This window comes from Citrobacter sp. TBCS-15, from assembly GCF_005280815.1.
GTDB classification, from domain to species: Bacteria; Pseudomonadota; Gammaproteobacteria; order Enterobacterales; family Enterobacteriaceae; genus Citrobacter; species Citrobacter werkmanii.
Genome location: NZ_SZWK01000120.1, coordinates 61,893 through 79,850, shown reverse-complemented (window position 1 = coordinate 79,850; position 17,958 = coordinate 61,893). Strand labels below are relative to the sequence as shown.

Annotated in this window: 15 protein-coding genes; 7 read left to right on the top strand and 8 right to left on the bottom strand. The window is 53.1% G+C overall.

Annotated elements, in window-relative coordinates; all coding sequences use genetic code 11:
* The first annotated feature begins 176 nt into the window (after positions 1–176).
* From acs to actP, 3 genes are all read left to right on the top strand, one after another.
* The gene (acs, locus tag FDW96_RS11415; RefSeq protein ID WP_137365715.1) at positions 177–2,135 is read left to right on the top strand and encodes an acetate--CoA ligase; all 1,959 of its coding nucleotides are present in this window, start codon (positions 177–179) and stop codon (positions 2,133–2,135) included.
* 235 nt (positions 2,136–2,370) lie between these two features.
* Positions 2,371–2,685, top strand: coding sequence for a DUF485 domain-containing protein (locus tag FDW96_RS11410; RefSeq protein ID WP_006688274.1), 315 nt, complete (start codon positions 2,371–2,373; stop codon positions 2,683–2,685).
* The gene (gene actP, locus FDW96_RS11405) at positions 2,682–4,331 is read left to right on the top strand and encodes a cation/acetate symporter ActP (RefSeq protein WP_042312968.1); all 1,650 of its coding nucleotides are present in this window, start codon (positions 2,682–2,684) and stop codon (positions 4,329–4,331) included. The genes FDW96_RS11410 and actP overlap by 4 nt, the downstream gene beginning before the upstream one ends.
* Positions 4,332–4,376: 45 nt before the next feature.
* Here the strand turns inward: actP and FDW96_RS11400 are convergent, their stop codons facing one another.
* Positions 4,377–5,066, bottom strand: coding sequence for an LrgB family protein (locus FDW96_RS11400; protein WP_003031745.1), 690 nt, complete (start codon positions 5,064–5,066; stop codon positions 4,377–4,379).
* Complete coding sequence (locus FDW96_RS11395; RefSeq protein ID WP_042312969.1) at positions 5,059–5,469, bottom strand: CidA/LrgA family protein; 411 nt, start codon at positions 5,467–5,469, stop codon at positions 5,059–5,061. Before FDW96_RS11395 ends, FDW96_RS11400 begins: the two co-directional genes overlap by 8 nt.
* A gap of 101 nt (positions 5,470–5,570) precedes the next feature.
* On the opposite strand from FDW96_RS11395, the gene FDW96_RS11390 reads away from it, so the two are divergent.
* The gene (locus FDW96_RS11390) at positions 5,571–6,461 is read left to right on the top strand and encodes a LysR family transcriptional regulator (RefSeq protein ID WP_038636290.1); all 891 of its coding nucleotides are present in this window, start codon (positions 5,571–5,573) and stop codon (positions 6,459–6,461) included.
* A gap of 74 nt (positions 6,462–6,535) precedes the next feature.
* Here FDW96_RS11390 and FDW96_RS11385 read toward each other — a convergent pair whose 3' ends face one another.
* From FDW96_RS11385 to soxR, 4 genes are all read right to left on the bottom strand, one after another.
* On the bottom strand, positions 6,536–7,027 hold the full coding sequence (locus FDW96_RS11385) for a transposase (protein ID WP_042312972.1): 492 nt from the start codon (positions 7,025–7,027) through the stop codon (positions 6,536–6,538).
* Between the two features lie 188 nt (positions 7,028–7,215).
* Positions 7,216–8,862 (bottom strand): Na+/H+ antiporter, encoded by a 1,647-nt coding sequence (locus tag FDW96_RS11380; protein ID WP_061382687.1) that lies wholly within the window; start codon positions 8,860–8,862, stop codon positions 7,216–7,218.
* 156 nt (positions 8,863–9,018) lie between these two features.
* On the bottom strand, positions 9,019–10,368 hold the full coding sequence (gene ghxP / locus FDW96_RS11375) for a guanine/hypoxanthine transporter GhxP (RefSeq protein WP_137365714.1): 1,350 nt from the start codon (positions 10,366–10,368) through the stop codon (positions 9,019–9,021).
* A 582-nt stretch (positions 10,369–10,950) separates the two neighbouring features.
* The gene (gene soxR / locus FDW96_RS11370; RefSeq protein ID WP_137365713.1) at positions 10,951–11,409 is read right to left on the bottom strand and encodes a redox-sensitive transcriptional activator SoxR; all 459 of its coding nucleotides are present in this window, start codon (positions 11,407–11,409) and stop codon (positions 10,951–10,953) included.
* An 86-nt stretch (positions 11,410–11,495) separates the two neighbouring features.
* On the opposite strand from soxR, the gene soxS reads away from it, so the two are divergent.
* Positions 11,496–11,819 carry a superoxide response transcriptional regulator SoxS gene (gene soxS, locus FDW96_RS11365; protein ID WP_005132611.1) on the top strand — a complete coding sequence of 108 codons (324 nt, stop codon included), beginning with the start codon at positions 11,496–11,498 and terminating at the stop codon, positions 11,817–11,819.
* Positions 11,820–11,821: 2 nt separating this feature from the next.
* Here the strand turns inward: soxS and FDW96_RS11360 are convergent, their stop codons facing one another.
* Complete coding sequence (locus FDW96_RS11360) at positions 11,822–13,408, bottom strand: EAL domain-containing protein (RefSeq protein ID WP_137365712.1); 1,587 nt, start codon at positions 13,406–13,408, stop codon at positions 11,822–11,824.
* 551 nt (positions 13,409–13,959) lie between these two features.
* On the opposite strand from FDW96_RS11360, the gene FDW96_RS11355 reads away from it, so the two are divergent.
* Entirely contained in the window at positions 13,960–14,241 is a 282-nt protein-coding gene (locus FDW96_RS11355; RefSeq protein ID WP_038636276.1) for a YjcB family protein, read from the top strand.
* Positions 14,242–14,306: 65 nt separating this feature from the next.
* Here FDW96_RS11355 and ssb1 read toward each other — a convergent pair whose 3' ends face one another.
* Complete coding sequence (ssb1, locus tag FDW96_RS11350) at positions 14,307–14,831, bottom strand: single-stranded DNA-binding protein SSB1 (RefSeq protein WP_003826621.1); 525 nt, start codon at positions 14,829–14,831, stop codon at positions 14,307–14,309.
* A gap of 251 nt (positions 14,832–15,082) precedes the next feature.
* On the opposite strand from ssb1, the gene uvrA reads away from it, so the two are divergent.
* Complete coding sequence (gene uvrA / locus FDW96_RS11340) at positions 15,083–17,905, top strand: excinuclease ABC subunit UvrA (protein ID WP_038636273.1); 2,823 nt, start codon at positions 15,083–15,085, stop codon at positions 17,903–17,905.
* The last annotated feature ends 53 nt before the right edge of the window (positions 17,906–17,958 follow it).

Below are 17,958 nucleotides of genomic sequence, written 5' to 3'. Positions count from 1 at the left end.
TTATCGCGAGAATTAATCAATTTTTGCTAGTTCTCTTCAAAATTCAGTTTGTCGCTAATTTGCACAATTCGTTTATTGCGTGATCTGCCGCCCAAATACTAAACAAAACTCGCAAAGCCCCTACATTTAACGTTTATGCGACATATTATTAACATCCTACAAGGAGAACAAAAGCCATGAGCCAAATACATAAACACGCTATTCCCGCAAACATTGCGGATCGTTGCCTGATAAATCCGGAGCAGTACGAAGCGAAGTACCAGCAGTCTGTTAACGAACCCGACACATTTTGGGGCGAGCAGGGAAAAATTCTTGATTGGATCAAGCCGTACAGCCAGGTGAAGAACACCTCGTTTGCGCCAGGCAACGTCTCTATTAAATGGTATGAGGATGGCACGTTAAACCTGGCAGCGAACTGCCTTGACCGTCACCTGCAGGCAAATGGCGATCGTACCGCCATCATCTGGGAAGGCGACGACGCCAGCCAAAGCAAACATATTACCTACCGCGAGCTGCATCGCGATGTCTGTCGTTTTGCCAATACGTTACTGGATTTAGGCATTAAAAAAGGTGATGTAGTGGCAATTTATATGCCGATGGTGCCGGAAGCTGCGGTCGCCATGCTGGCCTGTGCCCGTATTGGCGCGGTGCATTCGGTCATCTTCGGTGGTTTCTCACCGGAAGCCGTCGCCGGACGTATCATCGACTCCAATTCACGTCTGGTGATCACTGCCGATGAAGGCGTACGCGCCGGACGCGCTATCCCGTTGAAAAAGAACGTCGATGATGCGCTGAAAAACCCGAGCGTGAAAAGCGTCGAACACGTTATCGTTCTCAAACGTACCGGTGGAAAAACAGAATGGCAGGAAGGTCGTGACCTGTGGTGGTCCGATCTTATCGAGAAAGCCAGCCCGGAACATCAGCCGGAAGAGATGAACGCCGAAGATCCGCTGTTTATCCTGTATACCTCCGGGTCAACCGGCAAGCCGAAGGGCGTGCTGCACACCACCGGCGGATATCTGGTCTACGCCGCAACCACTTTTAAGTACGTGTTTGACTACCATCAGGGCGATATCTATTGGTGTACCGCTGACGTAGGTTGGGTAACCGGGCACAGCTACCTGCTGTACGGTCCGCTGGCCTGCGGCGCAACCACGCTGATGTTCGAAGGCGTGCCCAACTGGCCTACTCCGGCACGAATGTCGCAGGTTGTAGACAAGCACCAGGTCAATATTCTGTATACCGCACCGACCGCCATCCGCGCTCTGATGGCAGAAGGCGATAAAGCGATTGAAGGTACTGACCGTTCGTCGCTGCGCATCCTGGGTTCCGTTGGCGAGCCAATCAACCCGGAAGCGTGGGAGTGGTACTGGAAGAAGATCGGCAACGAAAAATGTCCGGTCGTTGATACCTGGTGGCAGACCGAAACCGGTGGATTCATGATCACCCCACTGCCGGGCGCCACTGAGCTGAAAGCCGGTTCCGCAACCCGTCCGTTCTTTGGCGTGCAGCCTGCGATTGTCGATAACGAAGGTAATCCGCTGGAAGGCGCGACCGAAGGCAACCTGGTGATTATTGATTCGTGGCCAGGCCAGGCGAGAACGCTGTTTGGCGATCATGAACGTTTTGAACAGACCTATTTCTCCACCTTCAAGAATATGTACTTCAGCGGCGACGGCGCACGCCGTGATGAAGATGGTTATTACTGGATCACCGGACGCGTGGACGATGTGCTAAACGTCTCTGGTCACCGTCTGGGCACGGCAGAAATCGAATCGGCGTTGGTGTCGCATCCGAAGATTGCCGAAGCCGCGGTGGTCGGTATTCCGCATAATATTAAAGGCCAGGCGATCTACGCCTACGTCACGCTGAATCACGGTGAAGAGCCGTCGCCTGAGTTGTATGCAGAAGTTCGCAACTGGGTACGCAAAGAAATTGGCCCGCTGGCAACGCCAGATGTGCTGCACTGGACCGATTCACTGCCGAAAACCCGCTCCGGCAAAATTATGCGCCGCATTCTGCGCAAAATCGCGGCGGGCGATACCAGCAATCTGGGCGATACCTCAACCCTCGCCGATCCAGGCGTCGTTGAGAAACTGCTCGAAGAGAAGCAGGCCATCGCGATGCCATCATAACCATAACCGTGAAATGCCCGATGGCGCGCTGCTTATCGGGCCTACAAATCCTATCCCTACCCCTCCCCTGAGCGGGAGGGAATATAAAAACCCTCCCCCAAAGGATTTCGTGTTACAGGAAGGCGGCAAGCGAGCACATCCTCAGGAGCATAGTTCACTATGTGACTGGGGTGGGCGAGTGCGGCCAACGAACCTGTAGCGCGAAAGACGCAGGGGACCTCTGGAGAGCTCTGTGATGAATGACAATATTTATCAGCGGATAGAAGACAGTGCGCGTTTCAGGGAGTTAGTTGAAAAAAGGCAACGGTTTGCCACCATTCTGTCCATCATCATGCTGGCAGTTTACATCAGCTTTATTTTACTGATTGCCTTTGCGCCTGGTTGGCTGGGTACTCCGCTGCACGCGGGAACCAGCGTCACCCGGGGTATTCCGATTGGGGTCGGCGTGATCCTTATCTCCTTCATCCTGACCGGGATCTATATCTGGCGGGCAAACGGTGAATTCGATCGCCTGAACAATGCGGTTCTGCACGAGGTTAAAGCATCATGAAGAGAGTCCTGACGGCGCTTGCCGCCACGCTGCCCTTCGCCGCAAACGCGGCGGATGCTATAAGCGGAGCAGTCCAACGCCAGCCAACCAACTGGCAGGCGATTATCATGTTCCTGATTTTCGTCATCTTTACGCTTGGTATTACCTACTGGGCGTCTAAGCGCGTACGTTCGCGCAATGACTATTACACCGCTGGCGGTAACATCACCGGTTTCCAGAACGGGCTGGCGATTGCGGGCGACTATATGTCTGCTGCATCGTTCCTCGGGATTTCCGCGCTGGTCTTTACCTCCGGTTATGACGGACTGATTTACTCGCTCGGCTTTCTGGTCGGCTGGCCAATTATCCTGTTCCTGATTGCTGAACGTCTGCGTAACCTGGGTCGCTACACCTTTGCCGACGTGGCCTCTTATCGCCTGAAACAAGGTCCAATTCGTATTCTCTCGGCCTGTGGTTCCCTGGTGGTAGTCGCGCTGTATCTGATCGCGCAGATGGTCGGCGCGGGTAAGCTGATTGAGTTGCTGTTTGGCCTGAACTACCACATTGCCGTCGTACTGGTTGGCGTATTGATGATGATGTACGTCCTGTTTGGCGGCATGCTGGCAACCACCTGGGTACAGATCATCAAAGCCGTTCTGTTGCTGTTCGGTGCCAGCTTTATGGCCTTTATGGTGATGAAGCACGTCGGCTTTAGCTTCAACAATCTGTTCACCGAAGCGATGGCGGTACACCCGAAAGGTTCAGCCATTATGAGTCCGGGCGGGCTGGTGAAAGATCCGATCTCCGCGCTGTCGTTAGGTCTCGGCCTGATGTTTGGTACGGCGGGCTTGCCGCACATCCTGATGCGTTTCTTCACGGTCAGCGATGCCCGAGAAGCGCGTAAGAGCGTGTTCTATGCCACCGGTTTTATGGGTTATTTCTACATCCTGACCTTTATCATCGGCTTTGGCGCGATCATGCTGGTTGGTGCCAACCCTGTGTATAAAGACGCTGCTGGCGCGCTTATCGGCGGTAACAACATGGCGGCGGTACATCTGGCGAATGCGGTGGGCGGGAACCTGTTCCTCGGCTTCATCTCGGCAGTGGCGTTTGCCACCATTCTGGCAGTGGTTGCTGGTTTGACGCTGGCGGGGGCATCGGCAGTTTCTCACGACCTGTACGCCAACGTATTCCGCAAAGGCGCAACCGAGCGCGAAGAGCTGAAGGTATCGAAAATTACCGTACTGGTGCTGGGTGTGATTGCCATCGTGCTCGGCGTGCTATTCGAAAACCAGAACATCGCCTTCATGGTGGGACTGGCATTTGCTATCGCAGCCAGCTGTAACTTCCCTATCATTCTGCTCTCCATGTACTGGTCAAAACTGACCACGCGTGGCGCAATGATGGGCGGCTGGTTAGGTCTGCTGACGGCCGTCGTGCTGATGGTGCTTGGCCCAACAATTTGGGTACAAATCCTGGGTCACGAAAAAGCCATTTTCCCGTATGAATATCCGGCGCTGTTCTCCATCAGCGTAGCGTTCCTCGGGATCTGGTTCTTCTCTGCTACCGATAACTCAGAAGAAGGTAACCGCGAACGCGAGCAGTTCCGTGCTCAGTTCATCCGTTCCCAAACCGGGTATGGCGTAGAACAAGGTCGCGCGCACTAATCTTCCCTCTCCTCCGGCTTCCGGGCCGGAGGATTACTGCCTCTCTCAGAACATCAGCCTTGCAACCAGCGGCGCTACCAGCACCATCACCACGCCAGAAAGCATCATCACCAGGCTAGCCACTACGCCCTCCTGTTGGCCAAGCTCATATGAGCGAGCCGTGCCTGCGCCGTGCGATGCAGCGCCAAAACCTGCGCCTTTCGCCATCCCTTCGCGAATAGAGAGCCGCAAAAACAGCACATCGCCGACCGCCATCCCGAATACGCCAGTCACGACCACGAACAATGCCACCAGATCCGGTTGACCACCCAATGGCTCTGCCGCCGCCAGCGCAAATGGCGTAGTGACGGACCGCACCGCCAGACTGCGCTGAATTTCATCAGGCAGCATAAACAGGCGCGCCAACCAGACGGAACTGGTGACCGCCACCAGTGTCGCCGTAACCACACCCGCCGTCAGCGACATCCAGTGACGTTTAATCACGGCGAGGTTGTCATAGACCGGAACGGCGAAGGCAATGGTTGCAGGACCTAGCAGCCATAGCAGCCAGTGCGATTCACCAATATAGTTTTGCCAGGAGATATGTCCAAAGACCAACATCAGCACCAACAGCGCCGGAGTAAGCACTAACGGCATCAGCGGTAATTTACGAAAGCGGCGATACAGGCGCTTGTTGGCAAAATAGATGCCCAGCGTAATCACCAGACACAGCACGCTTAACTGGAAATTACTCACGATTTAACCTGCTCATTTCATAGCGATACACTTTATCCACGACCCATGCCGTTGCGCCAAGCACCATCATCGTACTTAGCGCAATAACGGCAAAAATACGCCAGCCATCAACCAGTAGCAGTTGCGTATAGTTAACGACGGCGACCACCGCCGGGACAAAAAACAACAGCATTTCAGCCAGTAACCAGCGAGCACCCGCGCGGATCCAGTTCAGCGGGATAACCCGGCAGACAATCAACGCCAGCATCAGCACCATCCCAACCAGGTTGGCAGGAAGCGGCAGATGCAGCCAGGAGACAAGGTATTGAGCAAAAACAAAGAGACCTGCGTACAACAGAACCTGAACAGGGATCTGGAGTCGATGAATAACGGCAGGCGTCACGCGGCTTATCGCCACAGCCATGAGGGTATGTCCTTAAAAAATAGAGAGCGCCAGTATAGAGAGCCCCCGTCCAGGACTGAAATGAATTAAAATCATTGCAGGCATAGTCTTAAGGAATAATCATGGATATCAGAACGCTGCGATATTTTGTTGAGGTGGTGCGTCAGCAGAGCTTTACCCGCGCAGCGGAGAAGCTCTTTGTCACCCAGCCCACCATCAGCAAAATGTTGAAGAACCTTGAAGACGAGCTTAATTGCACGTTGCTCATCCGCGACGGGCGGCGGTTGTTGTTAACCGATACCGGACAGGTCGTGTTCGAACGCGGCCTGGCGATCCTCGCCGAGTTTCGCCAACTCGAAGCAGAACTCAGCGACATTAATCACCTCAACAAGGGAATACTGCGCCTCGGTATCCCGCCCATGGTTGGTATGTTGATGGCTGGCCCCATCAGCCTTTTTCGCCAGCGTTATCCCGGCGTGGAACTGAAGGTGTCTGAATTTGGCGGTTTAACCGTCCAACAGGCGGTGATGAACGGCGATCTGGATGTTGCAATGACCGCGCTACCGGTTGAAGAAGAAAGCGGTCTGGCGACCTTACCGCTTTTCAGTCATCCGCTCTGCGTGCTGGTCCCCCGCTCCGGTCAATGGACAACGTGCGACTCCATTTCCCCCGAAGCGCTGGCGGAGCATCCGCTGCTTATATACAACGAAGATTTCGCGTTGAGCCGTCAACTGCTTGAGTTGTTTAACCAGCACAACGTAAAACCGCGTATCGCTGTGCGTAGCGGACAGTGGGATTTTCTGGCGGCAATGGTCCAGGCCGGCGTCGGGATCGCCATTTTACCGGAGCCGATTTGCCAGCGGTTGGATAAGCAAACGCTGCGCTGGATCCCTCTGGAAAGCGACTTACGCTGGCAGTTGGGTATGATTTGGCGCGAAGGTGTGTATCTGTCGCACAGCGCTCAGGCGTGGCTGAAATGCTGCGAAGGGTTTTGGTTAACGCAGGAGTCGTAAAATGCCGGATGCGGCGCAAACGCCTTATCCGGCCTACATCGTGCGACCCCGTAGGTCTGATAAGCGTAGCGCCATCAGGCACGTTCACCCGCATTAAAATCCATTATTTCACCTGCCCAATTTTGCGGGAACAAACCACGCCTCACATCGCGATGAAATGTTGAAAAAGGCCATGTCTGCACCTGTTTTACCCACCCGTGCTTCACTGGGTTAATGTAAATATAATCAACATGCTGGCGATAATCGTGCTCATCGCGGAGAGTGTGTTCCCAAAAGCGAGGTTGCCAAATATGTCGGGCAGACAATGATCGGGTGAAATGCTTCTTAATCTCCCGCCAGCGGGATGAAAAATCAGCGTCATTTTCAGGCAACGTCCAGATGCAATGCATATGCTCAGGCAATACGACCCAGGCATTGATCCGAAATGGTCTGGCCGTTTTGACCGCAGCGATTGCACACCGAAGCGCGTGAATGTTGGCTGTCAGAAGCTGGCTTCGACGGTCCTGCAGATTCACCGTAAAAAACCAGGTTCCTCCGTTGATGTAATTTCGTCGATAGTTGGACATGTTTCCCCCTTTTCTCAACCGTATGGAGAAAAGAGGGAATCGACAAGACAAGCAGATCAGTTCAGGAAAGCGGCTCGCAAATTACATGATGGATAATTTTTTGTAGGCCTGATAAGCGCAGCGCCATCAGGCACATCTTTCGCCGGATGCGGCGCGAACGCCTTATCCGGCCTACATCGTGCTACCGTTTATTGGTTCTCGATCAACAGCGCTTCCAGCAAATCCAGATCGTGCAATAGCTTTTGCAGCGTTTCATTGCTGATTTCACGCGTGGCGCGCAGATGATAAAGCTCGGCGCGTTCTGAACGCAGCGCCGCCAGACGGAACCGTCGCTCCAGGTTCTCTTCCTGCATTGAGCTTTCTACATCGTTTCGCCCATCGGCGCGACGACGCAGGTTACCAATAACACGGGAACTCACCTCGGTCAGCAGCTGATTATCAATGTTCTCTTCGCTATCCGCAGCCAGACGCTCCTCCATTTTCTGGATCGCGACAATCGCTACTTCCGCCGTGGCAGCGCGGGCAATGCGTTCCTCTTTTTGCTGTTGCGAATGGTCCGCTACTTCCAGATGTTGCAGCAGAATCGGCAGCATCACCACGCCGACAAACAGCGAGAACAGAATCACGCCCGCGGCGAGGAAGATCAGTTCATAACGCGCCGGGAAGCCGCTACCATCCGGTAACAACAGCGGAATGGAGAGCACACCGGCGAGGGTAATAGCCCCGCGAACCCCCGCAAAGGAGGCAATGAGGATTTCACGCGTCGTCCAGGAGCCAAACTCCATCGGCTTTTTCTTCAGGAAGCGCAGGCTGAACTTCTTCATGGTCCACAGCCAGCCAAAACGTACCAGCATCAGCGCGGCATAAATCAGCACGATATCGGTAAACAGCATCCAGATTTCAACGTTCGGATCGACTTCCGCCGCCGCCAAAGATGACTCCAGAATGCCCGGCAACTGCAGTCCTAACAACAAGAAGACCATGCCGTTAAACACAAACTCCAGCATCGCCCAGGTGCTGTTAGCACGTAAACGCATCGCCAACGGCGCGCGGCGCATCACGCCAGAGCGGGTAATCGTCATCCCGGCAGCAACCGCCGCGAGAATGCCTGAAACACCGATGTGTTCCGCAATCAGATAAGACGCAAACGGCAGCAGGAACAGCAGGACGATTTGCGTTGCTGGCTCATCACCGCCCCAGCGGCTAAGAAAACGCAGGGAGCGTCCGTATAACCAACTGACGACAAAACCGGCCAGGATGCCGCCAATCGCCACTTTGAAGAACTCAACCGTCGCGCCGCCGACGGTAAATACCATCGTGCCCATCGCCACGGCCACGGCAAATTTCAGCGAGACCAGGCCGGACGCGTCGTTCATCAACGCTTCGCCCTGCAGGATGCCCATGATTTTCTTCGGGATACGCCCCTCACCTACAATACCGGAAAGGGCGACGGCATCGGTTGGCGACAGCACAGCCGCCAGCGCAAAAGCCGGGATGAGAGGGATCCCCGGCACCAGCCAGTAAATCATAAAGCCAATCCCGACCACCGTGACCAGAACCAGCGCCAGCGCAAGGCCGAAAATCTCTCGCCCGTGCTCCAGAAACTCACGCGTTGGCGTCTTCCAGCCATCGGCAAACAGCAGCGGCGGGATAAACAGAACCAGAAACAGCTCAGGATCGAATTCCACATGCAAACCAAACGTCGGCCACGCCAGCAAGGCGCCGATGGCGATCTGCATAAGGGGTAATGGGAGTTGGAAGGGCAATACGCGAGTAAATACCCCCGACAGCGAGACCACAAGGGTCATGATGAGTATGGTGAAAAAGATTTCCATGCGTTCCCTGTTTGCGATGTTTCTTATGATTGGTGATAAAGGCGTCGTGCCTTAATTCTATCTACTTGAGAGTAACGCAAAAGACAACGAGTGTGTTCTGAAAATAAAAACGGGCGGCCTGAGCCACCCGTTTTCAGGAGCGTCATCGAAGCAAAATCAAATAGCCCAACCGCCCGCGTAGAAGGCCACCAGCGCGATAGCAATCACCACCGTACCGATGTTCAGTTTGCGCCATTCGCCAGAGACAATGCGACCAATGACCAGGGTAGCAAAACCAATCATAATGCCGGTAACAATGTTACAGGTCAGCACGATAAATACAGCAGTGACCAGACCCGCCATCGCGTCGACAAAGTCAGCAAAGTCGATTTTCGCCACGTTACTCAGCATCAGCAGCCCCACATACATCAGCGCAGGCGCCGTTGCGTAAACAGGAACAAGATAAGAAAGCGGAGAAAGGAACAGGATCAGCAGGAACAATACGCCAACGGTGATCGCCGTCAGGCCAGTTTTGCCACCTGCCGCCGTACCCGCTGCGGATTCAATGTAAACCGCCGCTGGTGCGGCCCCTACCAGACCAGAGAACACGCTGCTCAGGGAGTCGGTGGTCAGCGCTTTGCCGCCATCGATAATTTGTCCGTCTTTATCCAGCAGATTCGCCTGTCCGGCTACCGCGCGGATGGTTCCGGTCGCATCGAAGACAGCGGTCATGACCAGCGCCAGCACGCTCGGCAGTACGATCGGGTTCAGTGCGCCCATAATATCCAGGCTGCCAATCAGCGAGTTGCCGTTTTCATCGCTCAGAGACGGCATGGCAAAAATACCGGAGAAATGCACGGTCGGATCGAAAATCAGGCCGACGATGGAGATACCGATAATGGTCAGCAGGATGCCGCCCGGTACTTTCAGTTTTTCGAGACCAATAATCACCGCCAGACCAACCAGCGACATAATCACCGGGAAAGTATCGAAGTCGCCCAGCGCAACCGGCAGGCCGTCCAGCGGGTTCTTAATCACCAGACCAACGCCATTGGCCGCAATCAATAGCAGGAACAGGCCGATACCAATCCCCGTACCGTGCGCAACGCCCTGCGGCAGATTGCGCAGGATCCAGCTACGGATACCGGTCGCAGAAATGATGGTAAACAGAACCCCCATCAGGAACACCGCGCCCAGCGCCACAGGCACGCTAATATGTTGTCCCAGCACCAGGCTGAATGCGGTAAACGCGGTCAGCGAAATGGCGCAGCCAATCGCCAACGGCAGGTTCGCCCACAGGCCCATCACAATAGAACCGACGCCCGCAACCAGACAGGTTGCCACAAACACAGCGGCAGGCGGGAATCCGGCTTTACCCAGCATCCCCGGAACGACGATAACGGAGTAGACCATGGCCAGGAACGTCGTTAATCCGGCAACGACTTCTTGACGAACGGTACTGCCGCGATGCGAAATTTTAAACCAGGCGTCGAGTGAACCGCCGGTACGCGCTGAAGGCGTAGACATAGAAAACATCCCCTGAGAGTTTATTTTTTCGTCATTATGCGTGGTGGACAATCCACTGCCTGCTAAACGATTTCTCCATGTGCCAGCTTTGCGTCAATAGGGGTGTCGCAAAAAAGCAAACGTTTAGCTCCGCGCATAAAAAACGGGTGATAAAAAAAAGCAAACGATTATCCAGCGATCATACGTTGGTTTTCAACTGAACTTTGCCGCTTTTTACTCATTTCTTCTTATAATGCGCAATAAATAGCCAGACGATGCGCAAACGTTATCGTCAATGCGCAATCTGGCAACAAATTTCGCTGAGTTATTACAAGATTTGCATTTATTTTTCACGTCTGCTCGCGCAAAAAAATGCATGAAGATACAGAAAATTTTTTGGCTAAAAAGCAATCAATTCACTGGCAAATAGAACGGGGTGGCTTACACTTACTTTATCAACACAGACCGGAACCTCCCCAAACGTGCTCGACTGAGGGGTGTTGATGTCGGGGGAAACCCTCCCGTGAACCAGCGGGATAGAGTGAAAGACAAAGACCGGAACCAAACTAAAGCGCCCTCTGTGGCGCTTTAGTTTTATACCAATCAATCGTCTTCCAGCAGGCGCGCCCCGGTCCCCTGCTCGCCAAGCTGATCGCCGGGGTTACGCAACGGGCAATCACTGCGGGATAAACAGCCGCAGCCAATACACCCATCCAGTTCATCGCGTAACGCCACCAGAGTATGAATGCGTCGGTCTAACTCCTCGCGCCATTGCGAAGAGAGTTGCTTCCACTCTTTGGCGCTGAGCGAATGCCCTTCAGGTAATACGCCTAACGCGTCGCCGATGGTGGTCAGTGGAATGCCGATACGTTGGGCAATCTTGATAATCGCTACATAACGCAACACATCGCGTTTGTATCGACGCTGATTGCCGCTGTTGCGCATACTGCTGATTAATCCTTTGCTTTCATAGAAATGCAGGGTCGATACCGCCACACCGCTACGCTTTGCAACTTCACCTGGTGTGAGCAGCGCTTTTATCCGGGGTAATTTCTTTTCCATAAATCGCTTTACCTCAAGTTAACTTGAGGAATTATACTCGCCCACAGACAAAACGACGAATCGAACACTGAGAAAGAGGCAACTCTATGTCCCATCAGCAGATTATTCAGACCCTTATTGAATGGATTGATGAACATATCGATCAACCGCTGAACATTGAGGCGGTTGCGAAAAAATCAGGTTACTCAAAGTGGTATTTGCAGAGAATGTTCCGCACGGTGATGCGCCAGACGCTGGGTGACTACATCCGCCAACGTCGGCTTCTGCTGGCCGCCGTTGAACTACGGACGACCGAACGGCCTATTTTCGATATTGCGATGGATCTTGGCTATGTATCGCAGCAAACCTTCTCGCGCGTATTTCGCCGAGAGTTTGATCGTACTCCCAGCGATTACCGCCACCGCCTGTAAAATTATTGCCCGCTCTGCGTCAGTATGGCGGGCGAGTGTTTTATCCAATCCATGAACTCCTGCGGCGGCAGCGCCTTCGCAAAATACCAGCCCTGGCAATACTGTACGCCGCGTTCAAGCAACCACGCGATTTGCTCCGCCGTTTCCACCCCTTCCGCAACCGTCTTCAGGTTTAAGCTTTGCGCCATCTCGATGATATGTTCGGCAATCAAGTGACTGGTGCTGTTAGTGGCCAGCGTGCTAATAAACGATTTGTCGATCTTCAGGATATCGATATTCAATGCTGACAAATTATGGAGGTTGGAATATCCCGTGCCAAAATCGTCAAACGCCACTTCAAAACCGGCCTGGCGGAACGCCTGGATGATGGGCGTCATTTTATGTACATCGATAAAGCCACGCTCTGTCACCTCAACTTTAATTTGCTGGGCCGCCACGGAGTACTCATGATTTTTTTCAGCAATCAGGGCAATCAGTCGTGATGAATGAAAGTCAGAAGCAGAGAGGTTAATCGAGATAGACAACTGAGGATTCGCCGAAAGAAAATACCCCAAATCGTTGAAGACTTCCTCAACAACGTAATCCGTGATCTGCTCAATCATTCCCTCTTTTTCCGCCAGCGGAATAAACTCCGTTGGGCTCATCACCTCACCTTTACAGCCTGGCCAGCGTAGCAAAGCCTCCGCCCCGACACATTGTCCATTTTTGATGTCAATGATCGGCTGGTAGTACAGGCAAAGCTGACGTTTCTTGATCGCACGTTTTAATAAGCGGCGGGGAGAGAGGTATTCCTGACGCGTGCGCCACCACATGAGCAGTATCAGGATGCTGCAGATAATCCCAAAGGGGATCGTTAACGCCGCCTCATGATAGAAAATCTGATTCACACGAGCGTCAGAGGTCGAAACAATAATCGCGATGGGTCGTTTTCCTGAATGTACGATGGTATAGAAGCGCTCGCCCTGCTGGAATGTTGAGGCCTCATCGCGTATCAGCGGCGAGAATTGCGCAATATTCGCCCCTTCGCTGGAAGAGAAAAAGGTATCCGTTACCGTGTCATACACCCCCCAGGACAGATCTGGATCATCAGACATGACTTCGCTGTAAGATAATGGATTGATGACGACAACGTAGTTTCCCCGTTGCATGTACGTCATTTTGTAGCCAGCGAAAAAGGGGGTATCGCGGTAGTAATAGATGGAGACGTCCGGCGCGCGTTTATAGTCGGCTGTCGCCATAATATATGGGACTCGCGGCATCATTGACGTAGAGCACAAAAAATGATCGCCCTGCGCATAAATTAGCTCACTGATATATAAACGACCACGAATAATATTCAGCATACTTTTCTGATGGGCAGGAGTACACATCTTACCCTGGTACAACTGGGCCATATCACGCGCTAAATCGGCCTGGAAGATCACCAATTCCGTTTTATTTAACACCAGTTGAGCAAAAGAGCTGAGTTGATTACGGGTTTCGGACATCGCCCGGATGTGAGCAAACCATAACGCCAGTACCACGGGGAGCAATACCACCATGAATGTTCCGAAGAACTTCAGCATCTTGCGTCGCGCACTGTGATTCATGTCAGCCCTATTTCCCTGTTTCGTATATGCCAGAACCCATTAGGCGGGATGCTATAAACACTGACTGATTAAGTTGCATGAATCTATCATTATTAGCAACAGACTTCTCTATGTAAAAATCTGATAATAGTTGATGATGATATTATTTTTCCGTAAGGCAAACTTAAAGTTATGCTTATTTCATAACATTATTATCAACAAGTAGTAATTTTTTATGAGCATTATCCTGGTCGCGTTTAAGAAATTCATTAAATTTTTTAACGAATAATTTAGGATAAACATAACAGGTAATTCATATACATCTTTTTATTAGATTATTTGTTATCGATTTTTTTATTAAAAATAACCATATAGAAAACATGTCTATTACCTTGCAAAAATAACCTCTAACACTGGTGAACAAACGAGCAAATGTGATATAGTTCACACAATTCATGTAACAGAAACAATGTTTCATTCGTGTTATTGCCCGTCGAGAGCCAGAGTACTACACCCTCGGTGAACACCCCCGCGCTGTCATGGGCATCAAGACTTTCTGAGGACGTTTTTTCATGGCAACGATAACAACTGGCGTGGTTCTTCTACGATGGCAGCTACTCAGCGCGGTGCTGATGTTTTTAGCCAGTACGCTCAATATCCGTTTTCGTAAATCAGATTATATTGGCCTGGCCGTCATTAGTAGCGGTTTGGGACTGGTTTTCGCCTGCTGGTTTGCAACCGGGCTGCTCGGCATAACCCTGGTGGATATGTCCGCAATCTGGAAAAACATTGAAAACGTGATGGTTGAAGTGATGAGCCACACACCGCCAGACTGGCCGATGGTGTTGAACTGATAAAAAATTACATATGGCTACCCCAGTTTTGAGGTAGCCATAATTTTTCGTATAAAGCAGAAAAATTAGAACGGAATATCGTCGTCGAAATCCATCGGCGGCTCGTTAGACGGCGCTGCCGGAGCTGACTGCTGCGGGCGAGACTGCGCGCCGCCGCTGAACTGATTGCCGCCCTGCGGCTGCTGAGGCTGGCCCCAACCGCCCTGCTGCTGACCGCCGCCTGCCGGAGCGCCACCACCCTGACGGCCGCCCAACATTTGCATGGTGCCGCCAACGTTAACCACAACTTCAGTGGTGTACTTTTCTACGCCGGACTGATCGGTCCATTTGCGGGTACGCAGCTGGCCTTCAATATAGACCTGAGAACCTTTACGCAGATATTCGCTGGCTACTTCTGCCAGTTTGCCGAACAGCACAACACGGTGCCATTCAGTCTGCTCTTTCATTTCGCCGGTCGCTTTATCACGCCAGGATTCGGAAGTAGCCAGCGTAATGTTGGCAACTGCGCCACCATTCGGCATATAGCGTACTTCCGGGTCCTGGCCCAGATTACCGACGAGAATCACCTTGTTTACGCCTCTGCTGGCCATGATCGTGTCTCCTGAAAAACGTTACTGAATAAGTGTAAGCGCGGGATTGTAGCATTTCCAATAGCGCTTTTACTACGTTGCGAGGTCGATTCCAGTAAACAACCCCGGACAGGCATTGTTGCACAAGCATCTGCGTTTTGCATTCCAATACTGTATATCCATTCAGGTCAGGTTGTGTCATAATTAACCGTTTGTGATCGCCGGTAGCACCATGCAGCCAGGCAAAAAAGCGTTTAATCCGGGAAAGATGAATGGATAAGATCGAAGTTCGGGGCGCCCGCACCCATAATCTCAAAAACATCAACCTCGTCATCCCGCGCGACAAGCTGATTGTCGTCACCGGGCTTTCGGGCTCAGGCAAATCTTCGCTCGCTTTCGACACCTTATATGCCGAAGGGCAGCGTCGTTACGTTGAATCCCTTTCCGCGTATGCGCGTCAGTTTCTGTCGCTGATGGAAAAGCCGGATGTCGACCACATTGAGGGGCTGTCTCCCGCCATCTCAATTGAACAAAAATCGACGTCCCATAACCCGCGATCCACGGTAGGTACAATTACCGAAATTCACGACTATCTGCGCCTGCTGTTTGCCCGCGTTGGCGAACCGCGCTGTCCGGATCACGACGTTCCCCTGGCGGCGCAGACCGTGAGTCAGATGGTGGACAACGTCCTGTCGCAGCCGGAAGGTAAACGTCTGATGCTGCTGGCGCCGATTATTAAAGAGCGTAAAGGTGAGCACACCAAAACGCTGGAAAACCTGGCAGGCCAGGGCTATATCCGTGCCCGTATCGACGGGGAAGTGTGCGACCTGTCCGATCCGCCCAAGCTTGAGCTGCAAAAGAAACACACCATCGAAGTGGTGATTGACCGCTTTAAAGTACGTGACGATCTTACCCAGCGCCTGGCGGAATCGTTTGAAACCGCGCTGGAACTGTCCGGTGGTACGGCGGTGGTTGCCGATATGGACGACCCGAAAGCGGAAGAGCTGCTGTTCTCCGCCAACTTCGCCTGCCCGATCTGCGGTTACAGCATGCGCGAACTGGAACCGCGTCTGTTTTCATTCAACAACCCGGCGGGCGCATGCCCGACCTGTGACGGCCTCGGCGTACAACAGTATTTCGATCCTGACCGGGTGATTCAAAACCCGGAACTGTCGCTGGCCGGTGGCGCTATCCGCGGCTGGGATCGCCGCAACTTCTACTACTTCCAGATGCTTAAGTCACTGGCGGAACACTATAAATTCGACGTCGAAGCTCCATGGGCAAGCCTGAACCCCGCCGTGCATAAAGTGGTGCTGTACGGTTCCGGTAAAGAGAATATCGAATTTAAATACATGAACGATCGCGGCGATACGTCCGTACGTCGCCATCCGTTCGAAGGCGTATTGCACAATATGGAGCGCCGTTATAAAGAGACGGAATCCAGCGCAGTACGTGAGGAATTAGCCAAATTCATCAGCAACCGCCCGTGCGCCAGCTGTGAAGGGACGCGTTTGCGCCGGGAAGCCCGTCACGTATTTGTCGAGAATACGCCGCTGCCCGCCATTTCCGACATGAGCATCGGCCATGCGATGGATTTCTTCAACAACCTGAAGCTTGCCGGCCAGCGAGCGAAGATTGCAGAGAAAATCCTGAAAGAGATTGGCGATCGTCTGAAGTTTTTGGTTAACGTCGGCCTCAACTACCTGACGCTGTCGCGTTCAGCGGAAACGCTCTCCGGCGGCGAAGCCCAACGTATTCGCCTGGCGAGCCAGATCGGCGCGGGTCTGGTCGGCGTGATGTACGTCCTGGATGAACCGTCTATTGGTCTGCATCAGCGCGATAACGAACGTCTGTTGGGCACGCTCATCCATCTGCGTAATCTAGGTAATACCGTGATTGTGGTCGAGCACGATGAAGATGCGATTCGCGCCGCTGACCACGTTATCGATATCGGCCCGGGCGCTGGCGTTCACGGCGGCCAGGTGGTTGCCGAAGGGACGCTCGATGACATCATGGCGGTGCCTGAGTCGCTGACCGGCCAGTACATGAGCGGTAAGCGTAAAATTGAAGTACCGAAACAGCGCGTGGCAGCCGATCCGGAAAAAGTGCTAAAGCTAACCGGCGCACGCGGCAACAACCTGAAAGATGTCACCCTGACGCTACCGGTTGGCCTGTTCACCTGCATTACCGGGGTTTCCGGTTCGGGTAAATCGACGCTGATCAATGACACGCTGTTCCCGATTGCACAGACGGCGCTGAACGGCGCCACGCTGGCTGAACCTGCGCCGTACCGCGATGTTCAGGGCCTGGAACATTTCGACAAAGTGATCGACATTGACCAAAGCCCGATTGGTCGTACTCCGCGCTCTAACCCGGCAACCTACACCGGTGTGTTTACGCCGGTGCGCGAACTGTTTGCTGGTGTACCAGAGTCCCGCGCGCGCGGCTACACGCCGGGTCGTTTCAGCTTTAACGTCCGCGGTGGACGCTGTGAAGCCTGTCAGGGCGACGGCGTGATCAAAGTTGAAATGCACTTCCTGCCGGATATCTACGTGCCGTGCGACCAGTGTAAAGGCAAGCGCTATAACCGCGAAACGCTGGAGATTAAGTACAAGGGCAAGACCATCCACGAAGTGCTGGATATGACCATTGAAGAAGCACGCGAATTCTTCGATGCCGTCCCGGCGCTGGCGCGTAAGCTACAAACGCTGATGGATGTGGGCCTGACGTATATCCGTCTCGGCCAGTCGGCCACTACGCTCTCCGGCGGCGAAGCGCAGCGCGTGAAGCTGGCGCGCGAACTGTCAAAACGCGGCACCGGGCAGACGTTGTATATCCTTGATGAACCGACCACCGGTCTGCATTTTGCGGATATTCAACAGTTGCTGGACGTGCTGCATCAGTTGCGTGATCAGGGCAACACCATCGTGGTGATTGAGCACAATCTGGACGTGATTAAAACGGCGGACTGGATTGTCGATCTCGGTCCGGAAGGCGGTAGCGGCGGCGGGGAAATTCTGGTTTCCGGCACACCAGAAACGGTCGCTGAGTGTGAAGCTTCACACACGGCCCGCTTCCTCAAACCGTTGTTGTAATTGCGCAACACTTATCTGGCCTACAGAATATGCATAATTTCTTGTAGGCCGGA

Coding starts and splice junctions, on each gene's coding strand:
- acs (WP_137365715.1), top strand. CDS start 177: ATGAGCCAAATACATAAACACGCTATTCCCGCAAACATTGCGGATCGT.
- FDW96_RS11410 (WP_006688274.1), top strand. CDS start 2,371: ATGAATGACAATATTTATCAGCGGATAGAAGACAGTGCGCGTTTCAGG.
- actP (WP_042312968.1), top strand. CDS start 2,682: ATGAAGAGAGTCCTGACGGCGCTTGCCGCCACGCTGCCCTTCGCCGCA.
- FDW96_RS11395 (WP_042312969.1), bottom strand. CDS start 5,469: ATGGCTGTGGCGATAAGCCGCGTGACGCCTGCCGTTATTCATCGACTC.
- FDW96_RS11390 (WP_038636290.1), top strand. CDS start 5,571: ATGGATATCAGAACGCTGCGATATTTTGTTGAGGTGGTGCGTCAGCAG.
- FDW96_RS11385 (WP_042312972.1), bottom strand. CDS start 7,027: ATGTCCAACTATCGACGAAATTACATCAACGGAGGAACCTGGTTTTTT.
- FDW96_RS11380 (WP_061382687.1), bottom strand. CDS start 8,862: ATGGAAATCTTTTTCACCATACTCATCATGACCCTTGTGGTCTCGCTG.
- ghxP (WP_137365714.1), bottom strand. CDS start 10,368: ATGTCTACGCCTTCAGCGCGTACCGGCGGTTCACTCGACGCCTGGTTT.
- soxR (WP_137365713.1), bottom strand. CDS start 11,409: ATGGAAAAGAAATTACCCCGGATAAAAGCGCTGCTCACACCAGGTGAA.
- soxS (WP_005132611.1), top strand. CDS start 11,496: ATGTCCCATCAGCAGATTATTCAGACCCTTATTGAATGGATTGATGAA.
- FDW96_RS11360 (WP_137365712.1), bottom strand. CDS start 13,408: ATGAATCACAGTGCGCGACGCAAGATGCTGAAGTTCTTCGGAACATTC.
- FDW96_RS11355 (WP_038636276.1), top strand. CDS start 13,960: ATGGCAACGATAACAACTGGCGTGGTTCTTCTACGATGGCAGCTACTC.
- ssb1 (WP_003826621.1), bottom strand. CDS start 14,831: ATGGCCAGCAGAGGCGTAAACAAGGTGATTCTCGTCGGTAATCTGGGC.
- uvrA (WP_038636273.1), top strand. CDS start 15,083: ATGGATAAGATCGAAGTTCGGGGCGCCCGCACCCATAATCTCAAAAAC.